Annotated in this window: 10 protein-coding genes; 8 read left to right on the forward strand and 2 right to left on the reverse strand. The window is 66.0% G+C overall.

The window, feature by feature from the left end:
* Positions 1 to 269 precede the first annotated feature (269 nt).
* From OKW45_RS31370 to OKW45_RS31400, 7 genes are all read left to right on the forward strand, one after another.
* A complete protein-coding gene (locus tag OKW45_RS31370) occupies positions 270 to 1,256 on the forward strand; it encodes a LacI family DNA-binding transcriptional regulator (protein WP_018419214.1) in 987 nt (328 codons plus the stop codon).
* Positions 1,253 to 2,554, forward strand: a complete 1,302-nt coding sequence (locus tag OKW45_RS31375; RefSeq protein WP_429472873.1) for an AGE family epimerase/isomerase — start codon at positions 1,253 to 1,255, stop codon at positions 2,552 to 2,554. The genes OKW45_RS31370 and OKW45_RS31375 overlap by 4 nt, the downstream gene beginning before the upstream one ends.
* Positions 2,551 to 3,459 (forward strand): carbohydrate kinase family protein, encoded by a 909-nt coding sequence (locus tag OKW45_RS31380; protein WP_429472874.1) that lies wholly within the window; start codon positions 2,551 to 2,553, stop codon positions 3,457 to 3,459. The genes OKW45_RS31375 and OKW45_RS31380 overlap by 4 nt, the downstream gene beginning before the upstream one ends.
* 153 nt (positions 3,460 to 3,612) lie before the next feature.
* Positions 3,613 to 3,843: a hypothetical protein gene (locus OKW45_RS31385; RefSeq protein WP_018419210.1), complete on the forward strand. Its 231-nt coding sequence runs from the start codon at positions 3,613 to 3,615 to the stop codon at positions 3,841 to 3,843.
* A gap of 77 nt (positions 3,844 to 3,920) precedes the next feature.
* The gene (locus OKW45_RS31390) at positions 3,921 to 4,166 is read left to right on the forward strand and encodes a hypothetical protein (protein ID WP_018419209.1); all 246 of its coding nucleotides are present in this window, start codon (positions 3,921 to 3,923) and stop codon (positions 4,164 to 4,166) included.
* 234 nt (positions 4,167 to 4,400) lie between these two features.
* A complete protein-coding gene (locus tag OKW45_RS31395) occupies positions 4,401 to 5,378 on the forward strand; it encodes an ion channel (RefSeq protein ID WP_018419208.1) in 978 nt (325 codons plus the stop codon).
* A 243-nt stretch (positions 5,379 to 5,621) separates the two neighbouring features.
* Entirely contained in the window at positions 5,622 to 9,209 is a 3,588-nt protein-coding gene (locus OKW45_RS31400; RefSeq protein ID WP_429472875.1) for an indolepyruvate ferredoxin oxidoreductase family protein, read from the forward strand.
* A gap of 17 nt (positions 9,210 to 9,226) precedes the next feature.
* Here OKW45_RS31400 and OKW45_RS31405 read toward each other — a convergent pair whose 3' ends face one another.
* Positions 9,227 to 9,943: a copper homeostasis protein CutC gene (locus OKW45_RS31405; protein ID WP_429472876.1), complete on the reverse strand. Its 717-nt coding sequence runs from the start codon at positions 9,941 to 9,943 to the stop codon at positions 9,227 to 9,229.
* A gap of 35 nt (positions 9,944 to 9,978) precedes the next feature.
* Entirely contained in the window at positions 9,979 to 11,265 is a 1,287-nt protein-coding gene (locus OKW45_RS31410) for an EAL domain-containing protein (RefSeq protein WP_018419204.1), read from the reverse strand.
* Positions 11,266 to 11,588: 323 nt separating this feature from the next.
* Here OKW45_RS31410 and OKW45_RS31415 point away from each other — a divergent pair, with 323 nt between their 5' ends.
* Positions 11,589 to 13,244, forward strand: coding sequence for a Na+/H+ antiporter (locus OKW45_RS31415; protein WP_429472877.1), 1,656 nt, complete (start codon positions 11,589 to 11,591; stop codon positions 13,242 to 13,244).
* Positions 13,245 to 13,304 lie beyond the last annotated feature (60 nt).

A 13,304-nucleotide genomic window follows, 5' to 3' on the forward strand; every position in this document is an offset into this window, starting at 1 on the left:
TCACTGGCCTTTGTCGTTATTTCACGCGCAAACGCTCTCGCTGTCGCCTCGGCCGGATGGCATAGGACGATTCTCGAACCGTCTCGAAAACGGCATCCCGCGTGGTGTTTAGTTGTTTTTACTAAACACTTTAATTTCAAATAAGTCCATAAAATACGGGTATTTACGGGTATCATACGGGCGTTTTGCGGGCAGCTTCAGCTGCGTTTTACTATACAATCGCCCGACCTGAACCCGTGCTGCCTCGCCTCGCGCGGCAGCTTCATTCGATGGCCACAACCATCCGCGACGTCGCCCGCGCGGCCAGCGTTTCGATCGGCACCGTGTCGCGCGCGCTCAAGAATCAGCCGGGCCTTTCCGAGGCCACGCGCGAGCGCGTCGTCGAAGCGGCGCGCCAGCTCGGCTACGACCCGGCGCAGTTGCGTCCGCGCATCCGCCGGCTAACTTTCCTGCTGCATCGTCAGCACAACAACTTCGCCGCGAGCCCGTTCTTCTCGCACGTGCTACACGGTGTCGAAGACGCGTGCCGCGAGCGCGGCATCGTGCCGTCGGTACTGACTGCCGGGCCGACCGAGGACGTAATTCATCAGATGCGCCTGCACGCGCCCGACGCCGTCGCGATCGCCGGCTTCGTCGAGCCCGAAACGCTCGCCACGCTGGTCGCGATGCAACGCCCGCTGGTGCTGATCGATCTATGGTCGCCGGGCTTGCGCTCGGTCAATCTCGACAACGCCGGCGGCGCCACGCTCGCGATGCGCCATCTGTTCGCGCAGCAGCGCAAGCGCGTCGCGTTCATCGGCGGCTCGCTCGCGCATTTCAGCATCGCCGAGCGCGCGCTCGGCTACCGGCGCGCGTTCTTCGAAGCGGGACTGCTGTTCGATCCGTCGCTCGAAGTGAACATCGACGCCGGGCTCGATCCCGACACCGGCGCCGCGCGCGCGATGCAGCGCCTGCTCGACGCGCCGGGCCCGCGCCCCGACGCCGTATTCGCATTCAACGACGCCGCCGCGCTTGCCGCGCTGCGCGTGTGCCTCGCGCGCGGCCTCAGCGTGCCCGACGACATCGCGATCATCGGTTTCGACGACATCCCCGCCGCCGCCCACGCTACCCCGCCGCTATCGACGATCGCGGTCGACAAGGAAGCGCTCGGCCGACGCGGGGTCGAACTGCTGCTCGAAGACTCACCCGCCGAACTCGAAGTCCGCTTGCCCGTTCAACTCGTTGCCCGTGCCAGTACTTTGGTGAAAACTCCATGACGCTAACCGATCCGCTTCAACTTTCCACCGACGCGGCGAAGGCGCCGCCGGTCGCCAGCTTCCGCAAGCGCGAGTTTCTGCTCACGCACATCGAGGACACGCTGCGCTTCTACGCGCCGAACGTGCTCGACCCGAGCGGCGGCTTCTACCACTTCTTCCGCGACGACGGTTCGATCTACAACCGCACCACGCGCCACCTGGTCAGCAGTTGCCGCTACGTGTTCAACTACGCGATGGCGTACCGGCAGTTCGGCGACCCGAAGCACCTCGAATACACGCGCCACGGCCTGCGCTTTCTGCGCGACGCGCACTGGGACTCGCAGCACGAGGGCTACGACTGGGAAATCGAATGGCGCGACGGCAAACAGCGCACGCTCGACGCGACGCGCCACTGCTACGGCCTCGCGTTCGTGCTGCTCGCGTACTCGCACGCGGCGATGGCCGGCATCGAGGAAGCGAAGCCGATGATCGGCGCGACCTTCGAGTTGATGGAGCACCGCTTCTGGGACGCCGCCGCCGGCCTCTATGCCGACGACGCGTCGGCCGACTGGCGTGTCAGCACGTATCGCGGGCAGAACGCGAACATGCATACGACCGAGGCGCTGCTCGCCGCGCACGAAGCGACCGGTCATCTGGTGTATCTCGATCGCGCCGAGCGCGTCGCGTCGAATATCACGCTGCGCCAGGCGAAGCTGTCGCAAGGGCTCGTGTGGGAGCACTTTCACGCGGACTGGTCGGTCGACTGGCACTACAACGAAGAGGACAGCTCGAACATCTTCCGTCCGTGGGGCTTTCAGCCCGGTCATCAGACCGAATGGGCGAAGCTGCTGCTGATTCTCGAACGCTTCCGTCCGCTGCCGTGGCTGCTGCCGCGCGCGATCGAACTGTTCGACGCCGCGATGACGCACGCGTGGGACGAAGACCACGGCGGCCTCTACTACGGCTTTGGCCCCGACGGCACCGTGTGCGATCACGACAAGTACTTCTGGGTGCAGGCCGAAACGTTCGCGACCGCCGCGCTGCTCGGCAAGCGCACCGGCAACGAGCGCTTCTGGGACTGGTACGACGAGATCTGGCGCTATAGCTGGACGCACTTCGTCGATCACAGGTACGGCGCCTGGTATCGCATCCTGACCTGCGACAACCGCAAGTACAGCGACGAAAAGAGCCCGGCCGGCAAGACCGACTATCACACGATGGGCGCGTGCTACGAAGTGCTCGCCCATGCGCTCGGCGAAAACGCTGCGGTTGAATCAGCCGCTCCCGCCGCAGCGGCTTCCGCGGAGAAAGCACAATGAACGCGACGACCGAACTCCCCGTTTTCATATCCGCCGGCGACATCCTGACCGATCTCGTGCGCACCGGCGCATCGCACTGGCTGTCGCGTCCGGGCGGCGCGGGCTGGAACGTCGCGCGCTGCGTCGCCCGGCTCGGCCTGCCGACCGCGAGCGCGGGCTCGCTCGGCGTCGATAACTTTTCCGACGAGCTGTGGGACGCGAGCGTCGCGGCCGGCCTCGACATGCGCTTCCTGCAGCGCGTCGAGCGCCCGCCGCTGCTCGCGATCGTGCATCAGACGCATCCGCCCGCGTACTTCTTCATGGGCGAGAACGGCGCCGACCTCGCGTTCGATCCGGCGAAGCTGCCCGCCGGTTGGATGAACGCGGTGAAGTGGGCGCACTTCGGCTGCATCAGCCTCGTGCGTCAGCCGCTCGGCGACACACTGGCGAAGCTCGCCGCCGAGTTGCGTTCGCACGGCGTGAAGATCAGCTTCGATCCGAACTATCGCAACCTGATGGAGCACGGCTACGAGCCGACGCTGCGTAAGATGGCCGCGCTTGCGGATCTGATCAAGGTATCGGACGAAGACCTGCGCATGATCTTCAAGACCAGCGATGAAGCCGCCGCGCTCGCGCAACTGCGCGCGATGAATCCCGCCGCCACCGTGCTCGTCACGCGCGGCCCCGAAGCGGCGATGCTGCTAGAAGGCGCCGCGCTGATCGAGGCGAAACCGCCGCGCGTCGAAGTGGTCGATACGGTCGGCGCGGGCGATGCGTCGATCGGCGGTCTGCTGTTCAGCCTGATGAGCGCGCCGCAACGCGGGTGGCCCGAGCATCTCGCGTTTGCGCTCGCGGCCGGCGCGGCGGCTTGCGGCCACGCCGGCGCGCATGCGCCGACGCTCGACGAGGTGGTCGCGCTGCTATAAAACGCGGCGCTGTAATTCTGCTGCCCTGGGGCGCGCGTAGCGTAACGGATGTCGAGCACGTCGCGCGGCGCGAAGCCGCCCCGGGCGGGAACCGATCCCGCCATGCCGTGCTAGGATGAAAATATCGAAACCTTTGCGAAAAGGAGCGAGGCCATGGAGGACGTCACCTACACCAAAGGGCTCTACACGGCCACCGCGTCGATAAGAGAAGTCGCACATGACGCCTGGCAAGGTGTCGTCACCCTCGCTCGCGACGAAGGCGAACCCAGCGCCGATCAGGAAACCACGCTCTACGAAGTCGACTCGACGTCGTCGACGCCAGGAGAAGCGCTCGAAGAAGCCAAAGCGCTCGCACATCGTATCCTCGGGGAAATCGAACTGTAGGCCGAACCAAGGGGCAGCGCGTCGCGCGTCCTCGCGCATCGGCGCGCCGCTGCCGGATCGGCCGGCTGGAGGCGATCATGGCTGAGCAGCTGTTCCAATACGGCGTGTATTCGATCCACGTTCGTCCGCTCGAACTCAGTGGCGCGCGCTGGGACGCGGAATACGAAATCCGTCATCGCGAGAAGGCCGTCAAGGCGTGGACCACGGTCGGCGGCGACGCGGGTTATGCCGAGCAGTCCGAAGCGGTGGAAAGCGCGCATCGGCAGGCGGTCGACGATATCGAGCATGGAGCGGGAATTCCGAAGCCGCGCGTGTTTCCGTGACGGCGGGGGGTGGGTGTGGCGCGCGGCTGCGCCCAACCCGCACGCCGCGCGTGATGCAACCTGACCCAGCCTGAAATCCGGGACGCGCCCGGAAGCATTTCGACGACGGCATCGCGCAACCTCGCACCGTGGCGATACATCGCGCCGCGCCGCCTTCGCACCGCGCGGAAACTCGCGCAGCGCGCACAACGCGCCATGCTAGGCTGTGCACGTCTTCATCCCCACGAGCGCGTGATGGCAAGCGAACCGTCAGACCGTTTTTCCACGCTCGGCGACACCGACACCGACGCAAGCGCGCCGAGGCGCCGCGCGCGCGGCAGTCGCGAAATGCGTCTCGACGATCGCGTGGTGATCGCGCACGGCATGCCGACGCCGCTGTGGCAAGACCTGTATCACCGTGCGCTCGGCGTGCGCTGGCCCGGGTTCTTCGTGTCGCTCGCGCTGCTGTTCCTGCTGCTCAACACCGTGTTCGCCATGCTCTACATGCTCGGCGACGCTCCTATCGCGAATCAGTTTCCGAAGGGCTTCGCCGGCGCGTTCTTCTTTAGCGTCGAAACCCTCGCGACGGTCGGCTACGGCGACATGCATCCGCAAACCGTCTACGCGCACTGGATCGCGACGCTCGAAATCTTCATCGGTATGTCGAGTATCGCGTTGGCGACCGGGCTGATCTTCGCGCGCTTTTCGCGGCCGCACGCGAAGATCATGTTCGCGCGCTACGCGGTGATCCGGCCGATCGACGGCCGCATGACGTTGATGGTGCGCTCGGCCAACGCGCGTCAGAACGTGATCGCCGAGGCACGCGCGCGGCTGCGCATCATGCGCCTGGAGACCTCGATCGAAGGCTTTACGCTGCGCAAGCTCTACGACCTCGCGCTGGTGCGCGACCAGCACCCGGTCTTCAAGCTCGGCTGGACGCTGATGCACATCATCGACGAAGCGAGTCCGCTGTTCGGCGAAAACGCCGAATCGTTGAAAGGCCGCGACGTGTCGCTGCTGCTGACGCTCGAAGGCATCGACGAATCGACGTCGCAAACCATGCAGGCGCGCCACATGTGGACTTGCGACCAGATCGTCTGGCAGCACCGGTTCGTCGACATCATGAGTGAGCGCGACGGCGTGAGCCACATCGACTACGCACACTTCGACGAAATCGTGCCGCTCGATGCGGCACCGCTCCAACCGGACCTCGCGGCGAACACGGCGCAATAGCAATAGCCATCGTCCCATTCGCCGCCTCACGACACCCCAGGGCATACCCGAAGCGCGCCGCCGCGTGGCAAATCCGGCTCAAAAGCGGGCCGAAACGCGCGACTCATCGCGCCCATTCGCGCACGCCCGATTAAAGAAGAAATAATTCACTCTCACGAGCGCTAAAAAATAGAGTCTCTTTCGCTGCGCGGCATCCGTGACTCCACCGCCCGCGCGCGAAGCCAGAACCTTGGAGACTCCCCCATGACCGCTCGCCTGCCCATCGACGGCACGCCCGCTCTCGCCGACTACAAGCTGTCCGACAATCTCATCGCGACGCGCGGCCGGATCTTTCTGACCGGCACTCAGGCGCTCGTGCGCCTCGCGCTGATGCAGCGCGCGCTCGACAAGACCCGCAACCTGAACACGGCCGGCTTCATCAGCGGCTATCGCGGCTCGCCGCTCGGCATGGTCGATCAGCAGTTGTGGAAGGCGAAAAAACTGCTTGCCGCGAGCGATATCCGCTTTCTGCCCGCGATCAACGAAGAACTCGGCGGCACCGCCGTGCTCGGCACGCAGCGCGTCGAAGCCGATCCCGAGCGCACCGTCGATGGCGTATTCGCGATGTGGTACGGCAAAGGCCCGGGCGTCGACCGCGCGGGCGATGCCTTGAAGCACGGCAACGCGTACGGCTCGTCGCCGCACGGCGGCGTGCTGGTGGTCGCGGGCGACGATCACGGCTGCGTGTCGTCGTCGATGCCGCATCAGAGCGACTTCGCGATGATCGGCTGGCATATGCCGGTCGTGAATCCGTCGAACATCGCGGACATGCTCGAATTCGGCCTGTATGGCTGGGCGTTGTCGCGCTTCTCGGGCGCGTGGGTCGGCTACAAGGCCATTTCGGAGACCGTCGAATCGGGCTCGACCGTCGATCTCGACGCGCTGCAAACCGGATGGACACCGCCACCGGAATTCGAAGCACCAGCCGGCGGTCTGCACAACCGCTGGCCCGATCTGCCGAGCCTGACGATCGAAGCGCGTCTGCACGCGAAGCTCGACGCGGCGCGCCAGTTTGCGCGCATGAACAGTATCGACAAATGGATCGCGCCGAGCCCGCACGCCAATGTCGGCATCGTCACGTGCGGCAAGGCGCATCTCGATCTGATGGAAGCGCTGCGCCGGCTCGATCTGACGGTCGCCGATCTCGACGCGGCCGGCGTGCGCATCTACAAGGTCGGACTGTCGTTTCCGCTGGAGATGACGCGCATCGACGCGTTCGTGTCGGGTCTGTCCGAAGTGCTCGTGATCGAAGAGAAAGGCCCGGTCATCGAGCAACAGATCAAGGACTATCTGTACAACCGCACACAAGGCACACGACCGGTCGTGATCGGCAAGCACGCCGAAGATGGCACGTTGCTGCTGTCGTCGCTCGGCGAACTGCGGCCGTCGCGCATTCTCCCGGTGTTCGCGAACTGGCTCGCGAAGCACAAGCCGGCGCTCGATCGCCGTGAACGCGTCGTCGATCTGGTCGCGCCGCAGATCCTGTCGAACGCGGCGGACAGCGTGAAGCGCACGCCGTACTTCTGCTCCGGCTGCCCGCACAACACGTCGACGAAAGTGCCGGACGGCTCGATCGCGCAGGCGGGCATCGGCTGTCATTTCATGGCGTCGTGGATGGAGCGCGACACGACCGGGCTGATTCAGATGGGCGGCGAAGGCGTCGACTGGGCCGCGCATTCGATGTTCACGAAAACCCGCCACGTATTCCAGAATCTCGGCGACGGCACCTACTTTCACTCCGGCATTCTCGCAATCCGCCAGGCGGTCGCCGCGAACACGACGATCACCTACAAGATCCTCTATAACGACGCGGTCGCGATGACGGGCGGCCAGCCGGTCGACGGCAGCATCTCGGTGCCGCAGATCGCACGTCAGGTCGAAGCCGAGGGCGTATCGCGCTTCGTCGTGGTCAGCGACGAGCCGGAGAAATACGACGGCCATCACGGCCAGTTTCCGCAGGGCACGACGTTTCACCATCGCAGCGAGATGGACGCGGTGCAGCGTCAGTTGCGCGACATCGACGGCGTGACCGTGCTGATCTACGACCAGACCTGCGCGGCCGAAAAGCGCCGGCGCCGCAAGAAGGGCGAATTCCCCGACCCGAACAAACGGCTCTTCATCAACGAGGAAGTCTGCGAAGGCTGCGGCGATTGCGGTGTCCAGTCGAACTGTTTGTCGGTGGAACCGGTGGAAACCGCGCTCGGTCGCAAGCGCCGCATCGATCAGTCGTCGTGCAACAAGGACTACTCGTGCGTGAACGGCTTTTGCCCGAGCTTCGTCACCATCGAAGGCGGTACGCTGAAAAAAGCCGCGGGCGTCGCGTGCGATCCGCAGGCGCTCGCCGCGCACGTCAACGCGTTGCCGATTCCCGCGACGCAACTCGATGCCGCGCCGTACGACATCCTCATCACGGGCGTCGGCGGCACCGGTGTTGTGACGGCCGGCGCCTTGATCAGCATGGCCGCGCACCTCGAAGGCAAGAGCGCGTCGGTGCTCGACTTCATGGGCTTCGCGCAGAAGGGCGGCGCGGTGCTGTCGTTCGTGCGCTTTGCCGCCCGCGACGAATGGCTGAACCAGGTCCGCATCGACACGCAGCAGGCCGACGTGCTGCTCGCCTGTGACATGGTGGTCGGCGCGAGTGCCGATGCACTGCAGACGGTGCGACATGGCCGCACCCGCATCGTCGTCAACACGCATGCGATTCCGAACGCGAGCTTCGTGCAGAACCCGGATGCGACGCTGCATGCCGACGCGCTGATCGACAAGATGCGTCACGCGGCCGGAGAAGAGCGTATGTCGACGTGCGACGCGCAAGCGCTCGCAACGCGTTTTCTCGGCGATACGATCGGCGCGAACATTCTGATGCTCGGCTTCGCGTGGCAGCTCGGTCTCGTGCCGGTGTCGTTCGCCGCGATGATGCGCGCGATCGAACTGAACAACGTCGCCGTGCAGATGAACCAGCTCGCGTTCTCGATCGGGCGCATGGCCGCGGCTGATCCCGCCGCGCTCGAATCGCTGTGGCAGTCGCGTCATGCACCGAAGCCGAGCGTGCGGGTCGATACGCTCGACGAGCTGATCGCCCATCGCGAAGCACGGCTGCTCGCGTATGGCGGCGCGGCTTATGTGAAGCGGTATCGCGCGCTCGTCGATGCGGCGCGGCGCGCGGAAGCCGCCGTCGATGCGGCGAGCGAGCGCGTGACGCGCGCGGTCGCGACCACGTTCTACCGGCTGCTCGCGGTAAAGGATGAATACGAAGTTGCGCGTCTGCATACGGATGCCGCGTTCCGCGATGCGCTCGAAGCGCAGTTCGAGGGCGTCGCCGGCAAGGACTTCACGATCCGCTTCAACCTCGCGCCGCCGACGCTCACGCGCGCGCAGCCCGGCGCCGTGCCGACGAAGAAAACCTATGGTCAATGGATGTGGCCCGTGCTCGGCCTGCTCGCGAAATGGCGCGGTCTGCGCGGCTCGGCACTCGATCCGTTCGGCCGCACGCTCGAGCGCAAGATGGAGCGCGAGCTCGCGAGCGATTACGAAGCCACGCTGCAACGTGCGCTAGCGAAACTCGACGCGGGCCATCTCGACGACGTCGCGAAACTCGCTGAACTGCATGCGCGCGTGCGCGGGTATGGGCACGTGAAACTGGCGAATCTGGCGGGCGTCAAGCGTGGTGAGCGTGACCTCGCTGCGCGCCTCGGCATCGATGCGGCGACGGGTGTCGCGGTGAAGAAGTCGCTCGAGGAGATGAAGGGCGCCGGGCAATTGCGCGGCATTCCGGTGGTAGTCGCGAAGTAAGCGGTTCGTTGCGCTGCTCACCTTTGCATCGCGTCGAGCAGCGCCCTCACCTGCATCACCTTCGCCGGATCGACTGGCGCGAGTCCGTTGCCGTTCACGCGCACGCCGGAGCCGAAATGCACGGCCTCGACGTGCGTTTTGCTCACGAACTCCGCGACCCCATCGACCGTCAAGCCGGCACCGGCGAGCACCGTGCAATGCGAGCCGGCAGCCTGCCGCAGCAGTTCGCCGATCGTCGCTTGCGCCCGCAGCACCGACGGCTGTCCGCCCGACGTCAGCACATTCGTCACCGCCTCGAAACCGAGCAATACGTCGAGCGCTTCGCGCAGATCGCGCGCCTCGTCGAACGCGCGATGGAACGTGATCGCGAGTCCATCGGCAGCTTCGCACGCGCGCGCCAGACCTTCGCGGTCGATCGCCCGCTCGGCATCGAGCATGCCGATCACGATGCCGTTCGCGCCGGCCGCCTTGACGGCCCGGATGTCGCGCAGCATCACCGCGTAGTCGTCGGCATCGTAGACGAACGCGCGGCTATGCGGCCGCACGATCACGTTTACGGGTACACCGGCTGCCCGGACGCCGACCGCTGAAACGACCGCCTCGATCAACCCCACACTCGGCGTCAGTCCGCCCTCGCCCATCGCGGTGACGAGTTCGAGACGGTCGGCACCGGCCTGCGCGGCAGCGCGCGCATCGGCGACGGTCGTGGCAATCACTTCGAGCAGCACGGACATGAGCGCAATCTGGTGTCGTTGAAAACGACATCATGTCAGATGCGCGCGTCGCGTTCGTCTTCGACCCAGTCGATATCGCCGCACAGCACGCAGGTCTCGCTGCCGACGCGCGTTGCCACCGACAGCGTCACGCACGGCAACGCCTCGTTGATCGACAGATACGGCCGCGTCACGTGCACGCGCTCCGGCGCATTGATCGCGACGCTGAAGTATGGACGACGCAGCCAGTTCGCGCCCTGCGCGTCGGCGAGCGGCAGAAAGCGCGTTTCGTGCGCCGCGCGATCGGCGCGCAGCACCACGTTGCGGCCGGCCTGGCGCCCCTTCGCGTCGAGCAGAAAACAGCGCGCCACGTGATCGAGCGCGAGGAAATTCCAGCACACCTCGTCGAGCGGCTCACCGGCGGCGAGACGCTCCGCGGCGCGCTCGAACGCGCGCAGATACGGCGCGAGCCGACTCGCGCTGCGCCGCTCGCGTGCCTCGGCCTGCTCACGATAACGCTCGGTGACTTCGCCGATGCAGACCGCCGCGTGGATCGCATCGGCAACACCCGGATTCGGCCGGCCAAAGAAAAAGCCCTGCACGAAGTCGGCATTGCAGGCGAGCGCCATCTGCGCTTCGTGCTCGGTTTCGACGCCCTCGATCAGCACCAGCTTGCCCGCTTCGTGCAGCATCGCCACGAGCCCCGGCAGGATCGTCGCCATGTCGGCGCGATGCGCGGCATGCGACAGCATGACGCGGTCGAGCTTCACGATGTCGGGATTCAGTTGCCAGATCCGCTCGATGTTCGAATGGCCGGCGCCGAAATCATCGAGCGCGATCAAGAAGCCCCGCTCGCGAAAGTCGCGCACTGCGTCGGCAAGTCGATCGAGATCTTCGGCGCTCTGCTCGAGCACTTCGAGCACGACGCGCCGCGGCGACAGATCGAGCCGCCGCAGATTGGCGAGCAAAGCGGCCGCGAGATACGGGTCGGTCAGCACGCCCGGGTGCACGTTCAGAAACAACCATTCGCGCTCGGCGCCGAGCACCTTGAAGTTCTCCAGATGCAGCGTCTGCGCCAGCCGGTCGATCTGCAGCGCGTCGCCGAGGCGTGCGGCCTCGCCGAACACATCGAGCGGCGACACCGCGCGATCGAGCGCGTCGTGCGCGCGCAGCAAGCCCTCATAGCCGACCGCGCGCAGGTGCGACAGACTGAAAATCGGCTGGAACACGCTGGTAAGCGTCAGTTCGCCGTGCTGCACCGAATACCTTTGAAGGCCCGAGGTCACCTCGACCTCGAAGCCGTGCGGCATGCTCGCCGCCCTGTCCTGTTGCGCAATGCTCATGCAATCCTCTCACGCGAGAGCCGGCCGGTCCGAACAAGACCGGCAACGAGGCCGATGGTCTCTCAAAATGTGCGTCGTCATTACCGGTTAAGCAAGGTCCATGCGCGCGGTGGCGCACACTGCGCTGTAACTCGCTCGAAAGAGTGCACCGGCGACAGCGCTCGTGCGCCGCCCGTGGGCGTCGCGCGCACCGTTGCGGTGCACGGATTCGCAGGCCGCGTCGCGGCGAAGCTCGCGGCAACTGCGTGCGCCGCCGGGCTACACTCGACCCTGCGCATCGCGCCCTCTCCCGGGACACCCCCCTTCATCCCCCGAAACACACGATGGAAATTGTCTTTACCGTCCTGATCCTGCTACTTGCCGTCGCCGCGTCCGGCATGCTGACCCGCGCGCTGCCGTTCAAGCTGCCGCTGCCGCTCGTGCAGATCGCGATCGGCGCGATGCTCGCGTGGCCGCGCCTCGAATTGCACGTCGCGTTCGATCCGGAAATCTTCATGCTGCTGTTCATTCCGCCGCTGCTGTTCGCGGACGGCTGGCGCATCCCGAAGCGCGAGTTCTTCATGGCGCGCCGCGCGATCCTGATGCTCGCGCTCGGTCTCGTGTTCATGACGGTGCTGGTGGTCGGTCACTTCGTGCACGCGCTGGTGCCGCAGATCTCGCTGCCGGTCGCATTCGCGCTCGCCGCCGTGTTGTCGCCGACCGACGCGGTCGCGCTGTCCGGCATCGCCGGTAAGGGCAAGATTCCGGTGCAGCTGATGCATATTCTCGAAGGCGAGGCGCTGATGAACGACGCGTCAGGCCTCGTCGCGCTGAAGTTCGCGATCGCCGCCGCGCTGACCGGCGCGTTCTCCCTGCGTGAAGCGTCGGTGAGCTTCGTGATCATCGCGGTGGGCGGCCTCGCGGTCGGCGCGGCGGTGAGCGCGGTGTTCAGCTTCGTGTCCGCGCGCTTCCTGAATCTCAACGAAGAAGGCGATCCCGCGCCGGGCGTCGTGATGACGCTGCTGATCCCGTTCGCCGCCTATCTGACCGCCGAGCGCTTCGAGCTGTCGGGCATTCTCGCCGCGGTCTCCGCCGGCATGATGATGAACTACGCGAGCATCGCGGAAAAATGGCAGGTCGCCTCGCGCGTGCGGGCCACGAGCACGTGGACGATGATCGAGTTCGTGTTCAATGGCATGGTGTTCATCATGCTCGGCCTGCAGTTTCCGCACATCCTCGGCCGCGCACTGCTCGAAGCGCACGAAACCAACGACGCGCAGGTCGCGCTGCTGATCGGCTATATCGTTGCGGTGGCGCTCGCGCTGTACGCGATGCGCTTCGCGTGGGTGTGGCTGCTGCGCTGGTTCGCGAGCCGCGGCGCGACGAAGCACGGCGTCGCGAACGCAGTGCCCGGGTTGCGCATGGCCTCGGTGACGACGGTGGCCGGGGTGCGCGGCGCGGTGACGCTCGCGGGCGTGCTGTCGCTGCCGGAGGTGCTGCCGAACGGCACGCCGCTGCCGGGACGCGATCTCGCGATCTTCATCGCGTCGGGCGTGATCCTGCTGTCGCTGCTGGTGGCAGTGGCCGCGTTGCCACTGCTGCTGCGCGGCTGGCGGCGCGGCAAGGACCCGCATGCCGCCGAGGAAGCACTCGCGCGTACGCTCGCCGCGCAGTCCGCGATTCGCGCGGTCGATCATCTGCACGACACGGAATGCGCGGACCTCGATGAATCGGCTCAGGCGTATGCGACCGATGTAACCGCGCGGGTAATGGACCTGTACCGCCGCCGCCTGGCGACGCTCGACGACGAACAGGCGCCACGCGAACTCGCGCGCAGCGCCGATGCCCTCGAATTCCGCATGAAGCTCGCGGCGATGCGCGCCGAGCGCAAGACGCTGCTCGACCTGCGCGACACCCAGCGCATCAACGACGAGACGCTGAACAAGCTGATGCGCGAGGTGGATCTGTCGGAGACGGCGCTGACCGCGCGCAAAAGGTAGGAGTTGGCTGCCGCATCGACATCGGCACCGGCGCTTGAAATGCCAGTGCCGATAAAAGAC

The sequence above is a fragment of the Paraburkholderia lebeckiae genome (assembly GCF_050436225.1).
Lineage (GTDB): Bacteria > Pseudomonadota > Gammaproteobacteria > Burkholderiales > Burkholderiaceae > Paraburkholderia > Paraburkholderia tuberum.

Bases quoted from the DNA above. Each gene is read 5' to 3' on its own strand.
- OKW45_RS31375 (WP_429472873.1), top strand. From the start codon at position 1,253: ATGACGCTAACCGATCCGCTTCAACTTTCCACCGACGCGGCGAAGGCG.
- OKW45_RS31415 (WP_429472877.1), top strand. From the start codon at position 11,589: ATGGAAATTGTCTTTACCGTCCTGATCCTGCTACTTGCCGTCGCCGCG.
- OKW45_RS31410 (WP_018419204.1), bottom strand. From the start codon at position 11,265: ATGAGCATTGCGCAACAGGACAGGGCGGCGAGCATGCCGCACGGCTTC.
- OKW45_RS31370 (WP_018419214.1), top strand. From the start codon at position 270: ATGGCCACAACCATCCGCGACGTCGCCCGCGCGGCCAGCGTTTCGATC.
- OKW45_RS31395 (WP_018419208.1), top strand. From the start codon at position 4,401: ATGGCAAGCGAACCGTCAGACCGTTTTTCCACGCTCGGCGACACCGAC.
- OKW45_RS31390 (WP_018419209.1), top strand. From the start codon at position 3,921: ATGGCTGAGCAGCTGTTCCAATACGGCGTGTATTCGATCCACGTTCGT.
- OKW45_RS31385 (WP_018419210.1), top strand. From the start codon at position 3,613: ATGGAGGACGTCACCTACACCAAAGGGCTCTACACGGCCACCGCGTCG.
- OKW45_RS31400 (WP_429472875.1), top strand. From the start codon at position 5,622: ATGACCGCTCGCCTGCCCATCGACGGCACGCCCGCTCTCGCCGACTAC.
- OKW45_RS31380 (WP_429472874.1), top strand. From the start codon at position 2,551: ATGAACGCGACGACCGAACTCCCCGTTTTCATATCCGCCGGCGACATC.
- OKW45_RS31405 (WP_429472876.1), bottom strand. From the start codon at position 9,943: ATGTCCGTGCTGCTCGAAGTGATTGCCACGACCGTCGCCGATGCGCGC.